General features: G+C 71.6%; 15 protein-coding genes and 2 pseudogenes. 5 read left to right on the forward strand and 12 right to left on the reverse strand.

Annotated elements, in window-relative coordinates:
* From CDN99_RS27525 to CDN99_RS27545, 5 genes are all read right to left on the reverse strand, one after another.
* Positions 1–325 (reverse strand): isocitrate/isopropylmalate family dehydrogenase (locus tag CDN99_RS27525; protein WP_238139740.1); only part of this gene is annotated, 325 nt, incomplete at its 3' end.
* 20 nt (positions 326–345) lie between these two features.
* Positions 346–1,176, reverse strand: a complete 831-nt coding sequence (gene hpaI, locus CDN99_RS27530) for a 4-hydroxy-2-oxoheptanedioate aldolase (RefSeq protein WP_375134552.1) — start codon at positions 1,174–1,176, stop codon at positions 346–348.
* Positions 1,173–2,624: an NAD-dependent succinate-semialdehyde dehydrogenase gene (locus CDN99_RS27535; RefSeq protein WP_088388829.1), complete on the reverse strand. Its 1,452-nt coding sequence runs from the start codon at positions 2,622–2,624 to the stop codon at positions 1,173–1,175. Before CDN99_RS27535 ends, hpaI begins: the two co-directional genes overlap by 4 nt.
* Before the next feature lie 103 nt (positions 2,625–2,727).
* Positions 2,728–4,365 carry a D-arabinonate dehydratase gene (locus CDN99_RS27540; RefSeq protein WP_088388831.1) on the reverse strand — a complete coding sequence of 546 codons (1,638 nt, stop codon included), beginning with the start codon at positions 4,363–4,365 and terminating at the stop codon, positions 2,728–2,730.
* Between the two features lie 7 nt (positions 4,366–4,372).
* The gene (locus tag CDN99_RS27545; RefSeq protein ID WP_088388833.1) at positions 4,373–5,374 is read right to left on the reverse strand and encodes a tripartite tricarboxylate transporter substrate binding protein; all 1,002 of its coding nucleotides are present in this window, start codon (positions 5,372–5,374) and stop codon (positions 4,373–4,375) included.
* Positions 5,375–5,549: 175 nt separating this feature from the next.
* On the opposite strand from CDN99_RS27545, the pseudogene CDN99_RS27550 reads away from it, so the two are divergent.
* Positions 5,550–6,470: pseudogene (locus CDN99_RS27550) on the forward strand (LysR substrate-binding domain-containing protein); the annotation flags it as partial.
* A gap of 194 nt (positions 6,471–6,664) precedes the next feature.
* Here CDN99_RS27550 and CDN99_RS27555 read toward each other — a convergent pair.
* The 3 genes from CDN99_RS27555 to CDN99_RS27565 all read right to left on the reverse strand — a co-directional run bounded on the left by CDN99_RS27555 (position 6,665) and on the right by CDN99_RS27565 (position 11,188).
* On the reverse strand, positions 6,665–7,681 hold the full coding sequence (locus CDN99_RS27555; protein ID WP_141101027.1) for a hypothetical protein: 1,017 nt from the start codon (positions 7,679–7,681) through the stop codon (positions 6,665–6,667).
* 180 nt (positions 7,682–7,861) lie between these two features.
* On the reverse strand, positions 7,862–9,016 hold the full coding sequence (locus CDN99_RS27560; RefSeq protein WP_088388837.1) for a PepSY-associated TM helix domain-containing protein: 1,155 nt from the start codon (positions 9,014–9,016) through the stop codon (positions 7,862–7,864).
* Between the two features lie 3 nt (positions 9,017–9,019).
* Complete coding sequence (locus CDN99_RS27565; protein WP_088388839.1) at positions 9,020–11,188, reverse strand: TonB-dependent siderophore receptor; 2,169 nt, start codon at positions 11,186–11,188, stop codon at positions 9,020–9,022.
* A 365-nt stretch (positions 11,189–11,553) separates the two neighbouring features.
* Between CDN99_RS27565 and CDN99_RS27570 the strand changes: the two genes are divergently transcribed.
* The 3 genes from CDN99_RS27570 (at position 11,554) to CDN99_RS27580 (ending at position 14,506) form a co-directional block, all read left to right on the forward strand.
* Positions 11,554–12,420 (forward strand): cysteine hydrolase family protein, encoded by an 867-nt coding sequence (locus CDN99_RS27570; RefSeq protein WP_088388841.1) that lies wholly within the window; start codon positions 11,554–11,556, stop codon positions 12,418–12,420.
* Positions 12,421–12,516: 96 nt separating this feature from the next.
* Complete coding sequence (locus tag CDN99_RS27575; RefSeq protein ID WP_088388843.1) at positions 12,517–13,542, forward strand: NUDIX domain-containing protein; 1,026 nt, start codon at positions 12,517–12,519, stop codon at positions 13,540–13,542.
* 175 nt (positions 13,543–13,717) lie between these two features.
* Positions 13,718–14,506: a fumarylacetoacetate hydrolase family protein gene (locus CDN99_RS27580; RefSeq protein WP_088388845.1), complete on the forward strand. Its 789-nt coding sequence runs from the start codon at positions 13,718–13,720 to the stop codon at positions 14,504–14,506.
* A gap of 32 nt (positions 14,507–14,538) precedes the next feature.
* Here CDN99_RS27580 and CDN99_RS27585 read toward each other — a convergent pair whose 3' ends face one another.
* From CDN99_RS27585 to CDN99_RS27595, 3 genes are read right to left on the reverse strand one after another with little or no spacing between them, the layout of a single operon-like run.
* Positions 14,539–16,011: a S8 family peptidase gene (locus tag CDN99_RS27585; RefSeq protein ID WP_088388847.1), complete on the reverse strand. Its 1,473-nt coding sequence runs from the start codon at positions 16,009–16,011 to the stop codon at positions 14,539–14,541.
* Between the two features lie 3 nt (positions 16,012–16,014).
* The gene (locus CDN99_RS27590) at positions 16,015–16,737 is read right to left on the reverse strand and encodes a zf-HC2 domain-containing protein (RefSeq protein ID WP_088388849.1); all 723 of its coding nucleotides are present in this window, start codon (positions 16,735–16,737) and stop codon (positions 16,015–16,017) included.
* Entirely contained in the window at positions 16,734–17,354 is a 621-nt protein-coding gene (locus CDN99_RS27595) for an RNA polymerase sigma factor (protein WP_088388851.1), read from the reverse strand. The genes CDN99_RS27590 and CDN99_RS27595 overlap by 4 nt, the downstream gene beginning before the upstream one ends.
* Before the next feature lie 141 nt (positions 17,355–17,495).
* On the opposite strand from CDN99_RS27595, the gene CDN99_RS27600 reads away from it, so the two are divergent.
* Positions 17,496–18,170, forward strand: a complete 675-nt coding sequence (locus tag CDN99_RS27600) for a TorF family putative porin (RefSeq protein ID WP_088388853.1) — start codon at positions 17,496–17,498, stop codon at positions 18,168–18,170.
* A gap of 44 nt (positions 18,171–18,214) precedes the next feature.
* On the opposite strand, the pseudogene CDN99_RS28540 reads toward CDN99_RS27600, so the two are convergent.
* A pseudogene (locus CDN99_RS28540) lies at positions 18,215–18,333 on the reverse strand (thioredoxin-disulfide reductase); the annotation flags it as partial.

Genomic DNA, 18,333 nt, shown 5'->3' on the forward strand with positions numbered 1-18,333 from the left:
CCGGACGCAGGTTGATGTACTGGTCGAACTCGCGGCGGAACTTCAGCAGCGAGCCCCACAGCGAGATGTGGTCCGGCACCGTGGCCGGCCAGCCGACCGCGCCGAAGTAGATCGCGTCATGGCCCTGCAGTTGCGCCTTCCAGTCGTCCGGCATCATCTGGCCGGTCTCGGCGTAGTAGTCGCAGCTGGCCCAGTCGATGTGGGTGTATTCGAGCGTGATGCCGAAGCGGCGCGCGGCGGCTTCCAGCACGCGCAGGCCCTCGGGCATCACTTCCTTGCCGATGCCGTCGCCCGCGATGGCGGCGATCTTGTACGTCTTGCTCATGGTCGATCCTTCAGGAGAGTTCAGTAGGGCGAGCCCGTCGGCGCCGGCAGCGGCGGCGCGAGGTCGAAGTCGGCGGCCAGGCGCCGCGTGGCCTGCGCCAGCAGCGTGATGTCGATGCCGACGGCGACGAAGGTCGCGCCCAGGTCCAGGTAACGGCGCGCCAGTGTCGCATCGCCGGTCAGGGTGCCGGCGGCCTTGCCGCTGGCGACGATGGTGCGGATCGCACCGTCGATGGCGGCCTGCACGTCCGGATGCGTGGGACGGCCCCGGTGGCCCAGCGACGCGGCCAGATCGGCGGGGCCGATGAAGACGCCGTCGACGCCGTCCACCGCGCAGATCGCCTCCAGGTTGCGCAGCGCCGTCGCGGTCTCGGCCTGCACCAGCACGCAGACTTCGTCGCCGGCCTCGTCCAGGTAGTCCCGGCGCAGGCCCCAGCGCGACGCGCGCGCCACCGCGGCGCCGACGCCCCGCACGCCCTGCGGCGGGTAGCGCGTCGCGGCCACCACCGCGGCGGCCTGCTCGGCGGTGTCGATCATCGGCACCAGCAGCGTTTGCACGCCGATGTCCAGCAGCTTCTTGATGCCGTCCTTGTCCGCATTGACCGCCCGCACCACCGGGTGCGACGGATAGGGCGCGACCGCCTGCAGTTGCTGCAGCGTGCTGGTCAGCTCGTTGGGCGCGTGCTCGCCGTCGATCAGCAGCCATTGGAAGCCGGCGGTGGCGCAGACCTCGGCGCTGTAGGCCTGCGCCATGGACAGCCACAGGCCGACTTGCGGCCGACCGGCCGCGAGGCCCTGCTTGAACGCGTTGGCGAACGAGGGCATGACGGCGGAAGCGGGTGCGATGCTCATGACAGGCCTCCCTGGCAGACGTACTTGATGTGGAGGTAGTCCTCCAGCCCGTGGGTCGATCCTTCCCGACCATAGCCCGATTCCTTGACGCCGCCGAAGGGCGCGGACTCGGCCGCGATCGCGCCCTCGTTGAGGCCGACGATGCCGCTCTCCAGCGCGTCCGCGACGCGCCAGGCGCGCGCGATGTCCTGGGTGTAGAAGTAGGCGGCCAGGCCGAACGGCGTGTCGTTGGCGGCGGTGACGACCTCGTCCTCGGTGTCGAAGCGGAACACCGGCACGACCGGGCCGAAGGTCTCTTCATGCCACAGCAGCATCGCCGTCGTCGCGCCGGTCAGCACCGTCGGCGCGTAGTAGTTGGGGCCGGCGGCGACCTCGTCGCGCACGCGCCGCCCACCGGTGACCACGGTCGCGCCGCGCTCGACCGCGTCGTCCACGTGGCGCGCGATCTTGTCGACGGCGCGGGCGTTGATCATGGGTCCGATCTGCGAGTCGGCCCGGCTGGACGGCCCGACCTTCAGCGCGCCGACACGCGCCGCGAGCCGCTGGACGAAGCGATCGTGGATGCCCGCCTGCGCGAAGACGCGGTTGGGGCAGACGCAGGTCTGGCCGCCGTTGCGGAACTTCGCGGCCATCAGGCCCTCGACGGCCGCGTCGACGTCGGCGTCGTCGAAAACGATGAAGGGCGCGTTGCCGCCGAGTTCCAGAGAGAGCTTCTTCAGCGTCGGCGCCGATTCGCGCGCCAGGTGCTTGCCCACCGGCGTGGAGCCGGTGAAGGTGATCTTGCGCACGCGGGCGTCGGCCAGCCAGACGTCGACCACCTCGGGCGTGCGCTCGCGCGACGCGCAAACGATGTTCAGCACGCCCGGCGGCAGGCCGGCTTCCACCGCCAGCGCCACCAGGGCCAGCGAGGTCAGCGGCGTGTCCTCCGCCGGCTTGGCGACCACGGTGCAGCCGGCGGCCAGCGCCGGCGCGATCTTGCGGGCGATCATCGCGGCCGGGAAGTTCCACGGCGTGATCGCCGCGACCACGCCCACCGGCTCGCGCAGCGCCAGCATGCGGCGGCCCCGCACCGGCGCGGGGATGACCTCGCCGTTGACGCGCGTCGCTTCCTCGGCGAACCATTCGACGTAGCTGGCCGCGTACGCGATTTCGGCGCGGCCCTCCGCCAGCGGCTTGCCTTGCTCCTGCGAGATCAGCGCGCCCAGGCGGTCCTGGTCGCGCAGCATCAGGTCGTTCCAGCGCTTGAGCATCGCGGCGCGCTGCCGGGCCGGCACCGCGCGCCAGCCGGCGAAGGCGGCGTGCGCGGCGTCGACGGCGGCGCGGGCATCCTCGGCGCCGCTGTCGGGCACCTCGGCGACGCGGCTGTCGTCGGCCGGATCGAGCACGGCGAAGTGGTCGCCCGAGGCGGCGTCGCACCAGCGGCCGGCGATGTGATTCTTGGTCTGCATGGGGAGCGGAAGGCTGGAGGGAAGGACGGGAGGGCGCGCGGCGCGCGACGACCCGGGACGATGCGCCGCGGCGCGGACGGGCCGGCGAGGCCCGTCGTGCCGATCAGCTGACGATGCCGAGGTGCCAGGGCACGAACTCGTGATCGCCCAGGCCGAGCAGCTCGCTCTTGGTCGGCTCGCCGGAGGCCGAGCGCAGGATGTGCTCGAAGATGCGCTGCCCCATCTGCTCGATGGTCAGCGTGCCGTCGATGACCTGGCCGCAGTTGATGTCCATGTCCTCTTCGAGGCGCGTGAACATCGGCGTGTTGCTCGCCAGCTTGATCGTCGGCGCCGGCTTGGAGCCGAACATCGAGCCGCGTCCGGTGGTGAAGCAGATCAGGTTGGCGCCGCTGGCGATCTGGCCGGTGGTCGCCACCGGGTCGTAGCCCGGCGAGTCCATGAACACGAAACCCGGCTGCTCGATCGGCTCGGCGTATTGGTAGACCTGCTGCAGCGGCGTGGTGCCGCCCTTCATCGCGGAGCCGAGCGATTTCTCGAAGATGTTGGCCAGCCCGCCGGCCTGGTTGCCGGGTCCCACGACGCCGTTGAACTGACCGTTGTGGCCGCGGGTGTAGTCCTCCCACCAGGCCAGCCGGTCGAGCAGCTTCTGGCCCACCTCGGCGCTGACCGCGCGGCGGGTGAGCATGTATTCGACGCCGTGGATCTCCGGCGTCTCCGACAGGATCGCGGTGCCGCCGTGGCGCACCAGGAGGTCCATCGCGGCGCCGAGCGCCGGATTCGCGCCGATGCCGGAGAAGCCGTCCGAGCCGCCGCACTCCAGCCCGATCTTCAGGTGCGCGGCGCTGACCGGCTGGCGCCGGACCTCGTTGGCCTCGGGCAGCATCGCCTCCACGGCGCGGATGCCGGCCTCGATGGTGGCGCGCGTGCCCCCGGTGTCCTGCATCACGAGCGTGCGCAGGTTCCGGCCCGCGACCAGGTGCTGCGACTCGACCAGCCCCGCCACCTGGTTGCGCTCGCAGCCCAGGCCGACGATCAGCACGCCGGCCAGGTTGGGGTGCCGCGCGTAGCCGGCGATCGTGCGCTGCAGCAGGTCGAAGTGGGGGCTGGGCGAGGACATGCCGCAGCCGCTGGTCTGCGCGAAGGCGACCACGCCGTCGACGTTGGGGAAGGCGGCGAGGCGCTCCGGCGTGAAGTGCGCGGCGATGCGGTTGATCGCCGTCGACGAGCAGTTGACCGAGGCGAGGATGCCGATGAAGTTGCGCGTCGCCACGCGGCCGTCGGCGCGGACGATGCCCATGAAGGTGGCGCGTTCGGCCTCGGGCACGTAGTCGATCGGCGTCACGTCGGCGCCGAACGCGGGGTCGCGGTCGAAGTCGACCAGCGCGATGTTGTGGGCGTGCACATGCTCGCCGGGCTCGATGTCCCGCGCGGCGACGCCGATCACGGCGTTGTACTTGCGCACCGGCTCGCCGGCCGCGATGCGGCGCGCCGCGATCTTGTGGCCCGCCGGCACCTGCGCCTTCAGGCGCAGTCCGAATTCCGGCAGGGTCTGGCCCAGGCCCAGCACCTGCCGTGCGATCAGCACGTTGTCGTCGCGATGGAGCCGGAGCAGCGGCGACGCGGTCGCGGTCGCCGCCGTGGCGGCGGCGACGGCGTCGGAGGTCGTGGCACCGGAACTCGCGGAGCCGGCACCCGCGGTGCTGGCGGTCGTGGCGCCGGACGCGGCGATGGCGGGCGTCATCGCGGGGTCAGCCCTTGGCCAGCAGTTCGCGCAGCTTCAGGCGCTCGATGAGCTGCGTGTCCTTGCGGTAGGTGGCCTGGATGTACTTCTCGTAGTCGGGCTGGTCCAGGTACATCACCGGCGTGTCGATGCGGTCGCAGGTGGCGACGAAGTCCGGATCGGCGGCGGCCTTGCGGAAGGCGTCGCGCAGCTTGGCGACGATGGCCGGGTCCATGCCCTTGGGCGCGCCGATGCCGTTGGGAGCGTCGACGACGAGGTTGTAGCCGGACTCGCGCAGCGTCGGCACGGCCGGGAAGTCCTTGGTCCGGGTCTCGCCCCAGGTGACCAGCAGCCGCAGCTTGCCGGACTTCACGTGCGGCGCCCAGGAGCTGGAGTCCGCCACCGCGTCCACCTGGCCGCCGAGCAGGTCCTGCAACGCGGGCGCGCCGCCCTTGTAGGGGATGTGGTTGAGCTGGATGCCGGCCAGGAGCGCGAACTCCTCCATGCCCACGTGCGTGGCGCCGCCGATGCCGGCGCTGCCGTAGGTGACCAGGCCGGGCTTGGCCTTGGCGGCGGCGACGAACTCGGCCAGCGTCTTCCACGGCGAGTCGGCGCGCACGGCGATGCCGAAGGTCTGGCCGTTGACGCGCGCCAGGTAGGTCAGGTCCTTGAGCGGGTCGAGCTGCACGGTGCGCAGCTGGGCGAAGCGGGTCACCGAGATCGGGATCTGGCCGATCGTGTAGCCGTCGGGCTTGGACGTCGAGAGCACCTTGGTGCCGAGCATGCCGGAGGCGCCGGCGCGGTTCTCGATGATGATGGTCTGGCCCAGCGCCTTGCTGGCGCCCATGCACAGCGCGCGCATCGTCACGTCGGCGGTGCCGCCGGCCGGCCATGGGCAGATGAAGGTGATGGCGCGTTCGCCGGGATAGGGCGTCGCGGCGCGGGCGAGGCGCGGCAGCGACAGGGCGGTGGCCCCGAGGCCGGCCAGGCCGGCGAGCAGGACGCGGCGGCGGTCCGTGCGGTGATTCATGTCTTGTCTCCTGGCTGTGACTATCGCTGGGGCCTCTGCGGGCGTCGAGATCCCCGGGCCGCCAGCGCGGCATCCGGGACTTCCTTCGGGTGGATTGTGGGCAGTCGCTTCATTCGCCTCAAATGAAGAAACGGACAGCCTTCATGTCAAAAGCGGCATGTATAAGATCCGGGCCATGAGCCAGATCGACCGCGTCCTCCGTTCCAACCTCAAGCTGCGCCACCTGCAGATGCTGGTCGCGCTGGATCAGTTCCGGCACCTGGGCCGCGCGGCGGAGTTCCTGTCGCAGACGCAGCCGGCGGTGTCGAAGTCGCTGGCGGAGGTGGAGCGCATGTTCGGGCTCGACCTGTTCACGCGCTCGACGCGCGGCACGGAGCCGACGCCGTTCGGCGCCGCGGTGGTGCGTTTCGCCCGCTCGGTGCTGTCGGACTACGCCCGCACGCGCGACGAGATCGCCGCCGTGGCCGCCGGGGCGGCGGGCCGCGTCAGCGTCGGCGCGATGGTGGTGGCGACACCGGGGCTGGTGGCGCGGGCGGTGGAGCGGCTCAAGCAGCGCTCGTCGCTGACGACGGTCTTCGTCGAGGAGGGCGACCTGACGCGCCTGCTGCCGCGCCTGCGCGTGGGGGAACTGGACGTGATCGTGGCGCGGCTGGAGCCCGGTTATGCCTCGCCCGACCTGGCGACCGAGCCGCTCTACGAGGAGCGCATGCGCATCGTCGTGCGGCCGGACCATCCGCTGGCATCGGCCCGCAAGCCCGGCTGGGCGGATCTGGCGCGGGTGCCGTGGGTGATGCCGCCGCCATGGGCGTCGTCGCGGATCAAGCTCAACCAGATGTTCTATCGGGAGCGGCTGGATCCGCCGACGGACATCGTCGAGAGCGCGTCCTTCCTGGTCACGCTGACCTTCCTGCGCCAGCGCTCGGCGGCGGCCTTCGTCGCGGACAACGTGGCGCGGTACCTGGAGAGCGAAGGGCTGGCGACGGCGTTGCCTTTGGCGGTGCCGATCGAGCTGCCGCCGGTGGGGCTGCTGACGATGCGGCACCGGCAGCCGTCACCGGCCAGCGAGCAGTTCATGGCGTGCTGCCGCGAGGTGGCGCCGCGCGCCGCGGCCGGACGCCGGTCAGCAGTGGGCGAGGGCGAGTTCAAGACGACGACGAAGACCGCGGCGGCGGCGACGACGAAGAGCACCACCAAGAGCACCACCACCAAGAGCCGCATGAAGGGCGCCACGAAAGGGGCCACAAAAGGGGCCACGCAAGCCGCGACGCGGCGTGCGCCGACAGGTGCCGCTCAGAAGCGCCCCCCCAGCGCCGCGTCGCGGAAGCTGTCCAAGGCCAGTTCGTAGTTCTGTTCGCCGAGCAGCGCGACGTAGCGCTCGCTGTCGGCATTCCACGTGTCGACGACGAGGCGCCAGGCCGGCGCGAGGGAACGTGGCTCGGCCTCCTCGTCGGGGATCTCCGCCGGGATCGAGGCGGGCGGGAGCTCCGAGGGCGTCAGCAGCCGTGACGGGCCGCCGGGTCGATCGGCCCCGACGCCGTCCGGGCTCGGATCGATGCGCCATCGGCCGTCCGGCTGCACGGTGATCGTCGGCCGCAGCCAGCGTTCATGGGCCCGGGGGTTGAGCAGATGGCAGGTGCGGTGGCGCGCGTCGACGATCAGCAGGCTGAGCACGGACCCGCGCCCGTTGGCTTTCTCGTCGTCGTAGTCGGGGTGTTCCATCGGGCCGTCGACGTCGACGGCGAAGTGCCGCTCATCGATCCACGCGCCGGAGCCGGCGATGGAGCAGCCGAAGGTCAGCTCCTGCGGATAGGGCAGCAGCCGGCCGTCCAGCCACAGCGCGGCGCCGTAGGGCGGCCGGAAGCCGTCCGCATCGGGATGGGCGTCGCCGTTGCGGTCGATCGGGTCGTCGGCGCCGTCCTCCCACCACACCACCGCGCGGTGCAGCCGTCCGGGGGCGTCGGCGAGGAGGAATCCGGCGTCGCGCCACTCGCCCCAGGACCGCCACGCGGCGGTGGTGGCCTTGGCGCTCAGTCCCATCGCCAGCAGGTCGCGCGAGCCCGCGTGCTGCATCAGGTGCATCGCGAAGTGGCGCCAGGTCGCCGCGCCGAGCGCGCGGGCGATCTGGCGTCCGGACCAGAGCCAGTCCCGCAGCAGCGGCACGACCGGGGTGTGGCGCGCCCATGCGACGTCCCGCTCCAGCGGGGCCGGGGCGGCATCGGGATGCGGACGGGCGGCGTTGGGAAAGGGCCCGGAAGGCAGAAATCGGCCGGGATCGGAGGGGGCGGGCGGCAAGTGATACAGCGGCATCAGGTCAGGCGTACCGGTCGGTGACGGGTTGGGCTGGGTCGAGGCCGTGGAGGGGCAGGCGCTATTCCCAGCCCCCCGGCGAGGCGTCGCCGTCGAGGGGGACGCCCGCGCGGCGGCGCGGGGCCGGGTCTTGCCCTCGGGGGCGATCACCGGCAAAAGCTGCCGATGCGCCTATGCACCTCAGCGCCTGCGCCGCCACCACAGCCACACGCCGGTCACGCCCATGCCGAAGAGCGCGAGGCCGAGCAGGCCGTTGACCACGCGGTGCGCGGTACCGAACAGCTCGCCGCTGTGCAGGGGATAGATCCAGGCGGTGGAGCGGCCGGCCAGGTCCAGCCGGTCCCAGCGCAGCTGGGTCAGCACATGACCGTCGACGGGGTGAGCCCAGATCGACGACAGGCCGTTGGGGTGCGGCTCGCCGGGCAGGCGGAAGCGCACCCGCACGGGACGCTCGTCCGTCGCGCCGAGTTGCACGAAGCCGACGCGGCCTTCCGGCCAGCGCGCCTGGGCCTGGGCGACGATCTCGTCCAGCGGGATGCGCTCGCCGTGCGCCTTGCCGACCTTGGGCGGCTTGGCGGCGGGCTCGCCGACCAGCGTGTTGACCCAGCCGCCGATCGGCCGCCACGCCATCCAGGCGCCGCTGGCCACCGTCACCGCCAGCACCAGGCCGAGCACCGCGCCGCTGAAGCGGTGCAGGTCGAACAGGCTGCGCGTCGCGCCCTTGTTCAGTTTCACCTTGAAGGCATGTCGCCACTGCGCCGCGGTCGTCGGCCACCACAGGATCAGGCCCGTCAGCAGCAGCGCCAGGTAGGCCAGCGCGGTGAACGCCAGCACCGCCTTGCCGGTGTCGCCGAGCAGCAGCGCGCTGTGCAGCTCGAAGACGACGTTGGCGACGCCCTCGGCCTCGCCGCGGCGGCCGAGCTCGACGTTCGTGTCGGGATCGATGTAGAGCGTGCCTTCCCACCTCGGCCCGCGGACCATGACGCGCAGCGACTCGCCGTCCTCGCGCGGCGGGCGCAGCGTCATCGTGGCCTGGGCGCCGAACTCGGCGGCGACACGTTGGCGCAGCGCCTCCAGCGGAGCGCCGGGCGCCGCGTCATTCGCCGACGAGGACGTGGGTGTCGACGACACGGGCGACGGCGACTGCCCCGCCGTCGCCGCGACCGTGGACGAGGCGCGGGCGCGGAAGAGCTCCGGATGCAGCGCCTCGTCCAGCGGCCGCAGCACCGTCATCAGCGCGCCCAGCAGCGCCGCCGCCGCGAGCAGCAGCCCGAGCGACAGCCCGGTCCAGCGATGCAGCCACATCCACAGGCGGCGTGCCTTGAGCAGGGCCATGGATCAGAAGTCCACCTTGGCCGTCACGCGCAGCGTGCGCGGCGCGCCGACGCCCAGCAGGCTGTTGCCGGTGGTGCTCCAGTAGTTCTTGTCGGTCGCGTTGTCCAGGTTGGCCTGCAGGTTGACGGCCTTGCCCAGGATCGTCGTCTCGTAACGAGCGCCCAGTGACAGCACCTCGTAGGCATCGATCCAGGCCTGGTTGGCGTTGTTCACCGCGCGCTTGCCGACGTGATAGACGCCGGCGTTCAGCGACAGGCCAGGCACCATCGGGAGGCGGTACTCGCCGAACAGGCTCAGCGTGTTCTTGGGCGTGTTCTCCGGCGTCTTGCCCAGCTCGGCCGCGTTGGCGGTGCCGACCCGGGTGATCTCGGCGTCCATCACCAGCGCGGAGGCGACCACCGCGAAGTCCCGGCCGATCTCGCCGCTGGCGGAGAACTCCAGGCCGCGGTAACGGGTCTCGCCGCCGACCTGGTAGACGTTGTTGATCGTCGTCGCCAGCGGGCGGTCGATCTGGAACAGCGCCGTTTGCACGAGGACCGCGCCCAGGCGCGCCTTCACGCCCAGCTCGGCCTGCTTGTTGACCGCCGGGGGCAGCACCTGGCCCGCGTTGCTCGTGTTCAGCGGGGCGGTGCCGGTTTCCTCCAGGCCGCGCAACACGCTGCCGTAGACGCTGACGTCCTTCAGCGGCTTCCACATCACCGAGAAATTCGGCGTCACCTTGTCGGCCTTGTAGACCGTCACCGGCGTGGAGGGGTTGGTGGCGAGGCTGCGGTAGTCGGTCTTGCGCAGGCCGGCCAGCACCTGCCACTGATCGCCGATGGCGACGCGGTCGAAGACGTAGACGCCGCGGTCGCGGATCTCGGACGGGTAGCCGGCCTGCGTCAGCGTCGGGTTGATCGGCGCGACGTCCACCGGCGCGTACAGGTTCTGCGGCGCGGTCGCGGCGCCGCTGGCCCAGCCGGCGGATTCGCGGCGGTTGTAGCTGGCGCCGAAGGTCAGCTCATGCGACAGGCCGGCGGTGTCGAAACGGCCGATGGCCTCGGCGCGGTGGTTGGTGTTGGTGTAGGCCTGGCCCTTGAGCACCGAGATGTTCAGCGTGCCCGCGCCGGTGTCGTTGTTGTAGTTGCGGAAGGTCGTGTAGACGCGATCGCGCGCTGTCTTGGCGCGGCCGGTCTCCAGGCTCACCACCCAGTTGTCGTTGAGCGCGAAGTCGCCACGCACCAGTGCGTTGGTCGCCTCGGCGTCGTAGCGGGCCCAGTCGGCGGCCAGGTTGGTCTTGTTGTCCGGCACGCGCGGCAGGGTGATGACGCCGCCCACGGCGGTGGGCAGCTGGATCGCGGCCTGCTCGCTGACGTTCTTGCGGTAATGCTCCAGGTCGACCTTCAGGTTGGCCGCCGCGCTGACGCGCCAGTCGTAGGCCAGCGAGACCATGCCGCGATCGCCCTTGTAGCGGTCGATGCCGGTCTCCTCCTTGCTGGTGGCGGCGTTGAAGCGCACGCCCATGCTGTCGTCCTCGCCGAAGCGGCGGCCGATGTCGACATGCGCCTTCATGCCGCCGTGGTCGTTGAACGTCGTGGTCAGCGAGGTGACCGGCTTGGGGCCGGCGCGCTTGGTGACGAAGTTGACGATGCCCGACGGCGGCACCATGCCGTAATACATCGAGGACGCGCCCTTGAGCACCTCGACCTGCTCCTTGTCCTCCAGCGGGATGTCGATCAGGTTGACGACGGGCAGGCTGCCGTTGAGGCGGTAGTTGCCACGGTTCTCGACCAGGATGCCGCGGATGGAGATGTTGTCGTAGGTCGAGCCGCTGACCTGCGAGCGGGTCACGCCGGCGGCGTTCTTCAGCGCGTCGAACAAGCCCTGCGCGCCCTGCGCGTCGAGCAGGTCGCGCGGCATGACGTTGTTGGTCAGCGGCACGTCCAGCGGGTCCTGGTCGCGGAAGGCGCCCACCCGCACCGTCGTCGGCGCGAAGGTCTTCTTGCGCTCGCCGGTGACGACGACTTCGTCCAGCAGCTTCTTCTGCGGGGCGTCGGCGGCCGGGGTCGGCGCGTCCTGGGCGGCCGGCGCGGTCTGCGCCCGTGCCGCGAGCGGCGCCAGCAGCGAGAGGATGGACAAGGCGATCAGGGACAGGCGCGGCGCGGCGCCGAGCGGCAGGCGGGAGGAGGGCATGGACGGGGACCGTGGAGGTGGCGCGAAGGCCGGGAGGACGGAAGAGCGGAAGGGGCAGCGGAGCGGTGAGCACCCCGGAGGGGCCCGGAGCGACGAAAACGCGGTACGGTAGCAAATGCGAATTGTTCGCAACACTGAGAAAAGGGCTTGGCGTGCGAATGGCGCGCGTTCGACCTCGGTTCCAGGGGAACGGGGGCTGACGACCGTGGCGCGGTTGCCACCATGACCCTGCGCGGCGGCATGGCATCGGGCGGTCTGCTGCGGGCGCGGGACGGGCCGCTGCCCGCTACCCGCTGCCCGTTTCGGTGCGGCCTGCGAGGGCCGTCGTCGGTATGCTCGCGCCACCACCAGTCCCCGCACGCCCCATGAGCACCACGAACCTCCAGGCCGAGGCCTTTTCCCGCCACGCCCAGTTGCTGATCGTCGATCCGCAGAACGACTTCTGCGACATCCCCGGCGCGACGTTGCCGGTCAAGGGCGCCGATGCCGACATGCGGTGTCTGGCCACGTGGCTGGAGCAGGGGGGCGAGGCGTTCGCCGACATCGTCGTGACGCTGGACTCGCACCCCGTGTATGCGATCGAGCGCCCGGCGTTCTGGCGACAGGGCCAGGGCGCGTCGGCCGAGCCGGTCGCGCCCTTCACGCAGATCCGGGCCGAGGATGTGCGCGCGGGTCGATTCTCGCCACGCGATGCGGCGCTGAGGCCGCGCGTGCTGGCCTACCTCGACGCGCTGGAGGCGAGCCCGAGGAAGTACGTGCTGATGGTCTGGCCGACGCATTGCGTCGTCGGCACCTGGGGGCACAACATCCATGCGGACCTGGCGGCGTCGCTGGCGCGCTGGGAGGCCGCGACGCTGCGCCCGGTCGAGAAGATCCTGAAGGGCCTGAACCCGATGACGGAGCAGTACAGCGCCGTGCGCGCCGAGGTGCCGGTCGAGGATGATCCGCGGACCCAGACGAACCGCGCGCTGGTCGACCGCATCGTCGGGTTCCCCGGCCTGACCTTCGTCGCCGGGGAGGCCAGCAGCCACTGCGTGGCCGCGACGGCCGACGACCTCTTCGCCGAGATGACGGCGGAGCGGCTCGCGCGCGTCGTGCTGCTCGAGGATGCGATGAGTCCGGTGGGCGGCTTCGAGTCCGGCGCCGAGGCCTTCGTCGCGCGGGCCCGGGCGCTCGGCGCGAAGGTGATGACGACGACGCAGGCGCTCGGATTGCTGATGGACCGCGGCTGAAGCGGTTCAGGCGCCCGCGCGTTGATTGGCCGGCCGGGATCGAGCCCGGATCGGACATCATGGAACGCTGCCCCGCGCAGATCGAGAGGACATCGCATGACACGCAAGACCGTCGCCGTCGTGGTCGGCCGCTGGCAATTGGTGCACCAGGGGCAGGAGGCGCTGTTCCAGGCCGCCTTCGGCCTGGCGCAAGAAGTGATCGCGGTGCTGGGCTCGGCGTTCAAGGCACGCGATCCGCGCAATCCGTTCGTGCATGAGGAGCGCCGGCAGATGCTGCTGGCCAACCTGACGCCGGCGCAGCGCGAGCGCCTCCACTTCCTGCCGGTGCGCGACTACTTCGACGATCGCCGCTGGAACGCAGCGGTGACCTTCGGCGTGACCGCGCTGGCGGGCGAGAACGCGGACATCGTGGTGGTCGGACATCAGAAGGACCACACCAGCTACTACCTCAACAACTTCCCGCGGTGGCGGCAGCAACTGGTGGACCGGCTGGCCGATGTCGACGCCACGGCGATGCGCCGCGTGTTCTTCGAGGCCGAGGATCCGGATGCCGCCCTGGCGGTGATGGCGCCGCACGTCAGCGAGCCGGTGCGGGCATGGCTGCAGGCGTGGAGCCGGTTGCCGGAGTACGAGCGACGCAAGCGCGAGCATGCGGCCGTCGCGGCCTACCGCCAGAAGTACACGGCGGTGGCCTACATGACGGGCGACGCGGTGGTGACCGTCGGCCAGCACGTGCTGCTGGTGCGGCGCAAGGGCCCGTTCGGCGAAGACCTCTGGGCGGTGCCCGGCGGCCACCTGGAGCGCGGCGAGCGGCTCGTCGCCTGCGCGATCCGGGAGCTGGTCGAGGAAACGCAGTTCCCGCTGCTGCCCGCGACCATCCTGGCCGCGCTGCAGGGCGCGGCCACCTTCGAGGACCCGCTGCGCAGCGCGCGCGGACGTCTGATCACGATGGCGCACCACTTCCGTTTCGGCGACATGGCGTCGCTGCCCGAGGTCGTCGGCAGCGACGACGTGAAGGAGGCGCGCTGGTTCCACCGCGACGAGCTCGCCGCCATGGAGTCGCAGCTCTTCGAGGACCACTTCGTGATCCTCGATCATTTCCTCGGGCTGATTCGGGATTGATCCTGGGATGCGGTGCGGGACTCGCCCGCGAGCGCCCCTTGACCTCACCCTGTCCGGGGAAACGCCGACCCCACGGCTGCGTCCGAGGCCTACGCTCTGCCGCTGCGGACAGCCGTGGCGGTCAGCCCTGATCCCTCCCCAACCCGTCGGCCGCCCCGAACACAAGGAGACAGCGATGGATCGGCGTTCCCTGCTCAACACATCGGCCGCGATGGCCGCCGGCGCCGTGGCCGGCTGCGCGTTGCCCGGCCAGGCGCAGTCGGCGGCGAAGACGCCGTTCGACGTTCCCCAGACCACCATCCCCATCGTCGGCAGCGATCAGCGTTTCCCGGTCCGTCGCATCTACTGCATCGGCCGCAACTACGCCGCTCACGCGCGCGAGATGGGCAGCGACCCGACACGCGAGCCGCCGTTTTTCTTCCAGAAGCCGACCGACGCGATCCAGAACGTCGCGCCGGGCACCGTCGCCGATCATCCCTATCCGACGCTGACGAAGAACTACCACTACGAGTGCGAGCTCGTCGCCGCGCTGAACAAGGGGGGCCGCGACATCGCGCCGGAGCAGGCGCTCGACTGCGTCTTCGGCTACGCGATCGGCCTGGACATGACGCGCCGCGACTTGCAGCGCGGCATGGGTGACCAGAAGAAGCCGTGGGAGATCGGCAAGAGCTTCGACCGCTCCGCGCCGATCGGCCCCCTCCATCCGGTCGCCAAGCTCGGCGGGCATCCGGGCAAGGGCGCGATCTGGCTCAAGGTCAACGGGCAGATGAAGCAGGACGCGGATCTGAGCCAGATGATCTGGAGCGTCGCCGAGCAGATCGCGCAACTGTCCCGCGCATTCGAGCTCATGCCGGGCGACATCATCTACAGCGGCACGCCGGAGAACGTCGGTCCCGTGGTGCGCGGCGACGTCATCGACTGCCACATCGACGGGCTGCCGAATCTGGGTCTACGCATCGTTTGACGCCGGCTCGCCTCGCCCGAGGCGGTGCCCTCTCAACGCGGCGACGGGGCGCCAGTCACGTCGGCATCGCAACGGACGCCGGACACGCCCAGCTTGCGCGCGGCCTCGCAGGCGTTGATCGCGCCGGACGGCGTCATCGATTCCAGCAGCACCCGCTTCAGGCGCGAGGCGTCGACCCCCGGGGTCGCGGCACGCAGCAGGGCGACCACGCCCGTCACGTGCGCGGCGGCGAGCGAGCTGCCGCTGTCGATGTCGTAGCCGCCGCCGGGCACCGTGGTCAGCACCGCCTGTCCGGGCGCGGCGAGCCAGCCGTTCTTGTCCGCGACGGCACCCGTGCTGGCCACGACCAGCGCGCCGGGGACATCGCTCGGAAAGCCCGCGCCGACGCGCTCGGGCGGTGCCGCCGCCACCAGCACGGCGCCGCGCGATTGAGCGCGCCGCGCCAGCAGCGTCAGCAGCGGATCGCTGGGGCCGCCCAGGCTGAGGTTGATCACGTCGGCGCCGTCCGCGATGGCGGCCCCCAGCGCCTGCGCCAAGGTGAACGAGTTGCAGCGCGCCGTAGGCGGCCGGGAGCGATCGGTGTGGACGTCCGACCAGCAGGCGCGATAGCTCGTCACCACCGCTCCCGGCGCCACGCCGACGATGCCCTGGCGGTTGTTGGCGCGAGCGGCGATCAGCCCCAGGATCTCGGTGCCGTGCCGCTCCGGCACGCCGTCGACCAGGGCACCTCCCCCGTCGACGTAGTCCCGTTGCCCGGTCACCTGGCCGGCCAGATCCGGATGCCGCGCGTCGACGCCCGTGTCGATGATCGCGACCTTCACGCGCGAACCGACACTGACCTGTTGCAGCGCGGCGGCGGACATCTGCTGGAAGCCCTTCTGCAGGCCGAAGTAGGGATCGTTGTACGGCGAGGTCGGCGACGGGGGCGACACCGCCGGCGCAACCGCGGCGCCGGCCGCGGGCATCGCGCTCAATGCCTCGAACTCGTTCAGCGGCTGCGCGAGCCGCACGCGGGCATCGCCGCGCAGGCGCGTCAGGAGGGGCTCCACCTCGTCGCCAGGCGAGAGCGCGAACAGCATGCAGCGCAGGTTCAACGGCGCGATCGTCCAGGCTGCCCGCTGGCGCAGCCGGTATTCGTGGGCCAGCGCTTCCGAGATCGCCTCCGCCCGCGCGCTGCCCGCGTAGCCGGCCATGCGGCGGTAGTCGCCGCGTGGCGATCCGCCCGCGCCGGACAGTGCCTCGCCGCGGTCCTCGACCGCCAGGATGACGTATCGCGCGTCCGGAGACAGGGCGGTGCTCGACGCGGCCCCGGTCGTCGGGACAGCGGTGCCTTCCGAGGTGCCATCGGAGCTAGCTTCGGAGCGCTCGGCGCGATCGCTCACGTCGGACGACGGATCGGCCGCGCGGGCCGCGCCGCCGATGCCGAGCGCAAGGACGATCGAGGCGGCCACCGTGACGGCGACGTCCCACATCCGCGCGCGGCCGGCCAAGCCGACGTTCCCCACCGCTCAGCGCTCCACCGAGGCGGCGCCGACCGGCTCCACCAACAGCACGCCGGGCTCGTCGCGCAGTTGCCCCGCGAGCGCCGTGCCCGAGGGCGCGGCCGCGGGATTCAACGGAGCGAGCAGCAGGCTGCTCGCATCCTCGTCGGCGCCGACGATGCGCAGCCCGTGATGGAGGAGCAACTGGCGCAGCCGGACCATGTCGACCCGTTCCTCCGGCACCAGCCGCACGATCGCGCCGGCCGGCAGCGCGGCCGGCTGGCTCAGCGTCACGTAGTCCGCGGTCGGATGAACGTCGGGCCAGACACGCAGACCGAGCACGCACAGCGCCACCGCCTGCACCGCCACCGCGGCCGCCAGCCAGCGCGTCAGGCGACCGCCGTCGTTGGCGGCGCGGCCGCGCGATCCCGCCACCGGCATCGCGGGGCCGGCCTCGCGATCACGCGCCCACAGACGATCCAGGCCGGACTGGACCGCGGACTCGTCGACGGGGAGGTCGGCGGGATCCTGCATGCCCTGGTGGATGCGCTGCTGCAGCGCCAGCTCCTCGCGGCAGTGCGCGCACCGCGGCAGATGGGCCAGCACCTGGCGGCGCTGATCCGGCGTCGCGGTGCCGGCGACGACCCAGGCGATCGCGTCCCACACCTGGCGATGCTCGTTGGGTTGATCGGGCGCGGAACCGGCGGTCGTGGCGGCCGCGGGGTCGCGTGGCGTGTCGTTCGATGTCATGTCGATCCTTCGGTGCCGCTGGCCGGGCGGTCCAGGCCGCCCAACTCGGGCAGCACGTTGCGCAGCCTGACCCGCGCATGGAACATGCGGGCCTTCACCGTGCCGGTGGCGCAATTCATGATGCGGGCGATGTCCTCGCAGGTCTCGCCCAGGTAGTAGGCCAGCTCCATCGTCACGCGCTGCTCCACCGGCAGTGTCGCCAGACCGCGCAGCACCCAGTCGCGCAGCTCCCGCTCGGGGCCCTCGTTGACGGCGGGCTCGGCCATCGCCAGCTCGACTTCGTGGACGGAGGAGGCGTTGACTTCCTCCGCGGTGACGCCGTCGCGCAGCGCCTTGAGCATGCAGCGGTAGGCGATGCCATGGATCCAGGTGGACACGCGCGACTCGCCGCGGAAACTACCCGCGCTGCGCCAGACGATCCACAGCGCGTCGTTGACCACCTCCTCGGCCAGGTCCGGCCGTCCGCAGCAGCGCAGCACGAAGCGCGACAGCCGCGGCTGGCAATGCCGATACAGCTGCTCGAAGCCGGATCGGTCGCCAGCCGCGGCGGCCTTCAACCAGGCGCGCAGACGCGACTCGAGGGCCGAGTCCGCCTCATTGGGAACAGTTGGAAACATGGGCGACGAATTCTGCAGAAGTGTCGTTCATGGGTGCCACAATCCCGCCCGATGGTTGCCGAGGCCCCCAAAAAGATCAGCGCGAAACCCCCTTGCACAAGGGGGGGCAAGTCGCCGCCGAGGGGCTCGATCTGCGGCGCGATGGCCATCGTCGCCGGGATGGCGGTGGCGCCGTGTGCCGATGCACAAACCTGGGGCGGCACGGTGTCGCTGGTCTCGGAGCGCGTCTCGCGCGGGATCAGCCTGACGGACGACCGGCCCGGCGCCACGGCCGACTTCTTCTACCGCGACGACCGCAACTGGGCGCTGGGGCTCGGCCTGGGCACGGTCAGCGCCCGGCGGGGCGCGACGGCCGAGGCGATCCTCTCCGCGACGCGCTGGTGGCAGATCGACGACCGCCGCACGTTCACGCTCTCCGCCGCGCATTACGGCTATGCCGGTGGCGACCGCGCCGACCGCCTGCGCTACAGCGAGGTGTCGATGGGCGGCCTCTGGGACGCGGACGGCTGGGGGCAGTGGGGCGGCACGCTGTCGCTCTCCCCGGACCTGGGCGCGTCGTCGGCGTGGGGCTACCTGGGCCATCGGGGCGCGACCATCGTGGAGCTGACCTGGCACCGCCGACTCGCCGGTACGCTCTCGGCCGACGTGGGCTGGGGGCGGGTCGATCCCTGGGGCGGCGCGGGCAGCAGCGCGTACCGCTTCGCCAACGCGGGCTTGAGCGTCGCGGCCGGGGACTGGCGCTTCTCCGTCGCCCGCCTCTACCGGTCCTTCTCCAGCCGCCAACGCTGGGTCGCCAGCGTCGACTGGTCCTTCTGAGTTCCAGGGGCGAGGCGCCAGGGAGGGCCTCCCGGGGCGCCCCTCTAGCCCGCCTGCTGCTCCAGGAAGCGCTGCGCGTCCAGGGCGGCCATGCAGCCGGTGCCCGCGCTGGTGATGGCCTGGCGATAGACGTGGTCCTGCACGTCGCCGGCCGCGAAGACAC

It is taken from the genome of Roseateles aquatilis, assembly GCF_002205645.1.
GTDB classification, from domain to species: domain Bacteria; phylum Pseudomonadota; class Gammaproteobacteria; order Burkholderiales; family Burkholderiaceae_C; genus Roseateles; species Roseateles aquatilis.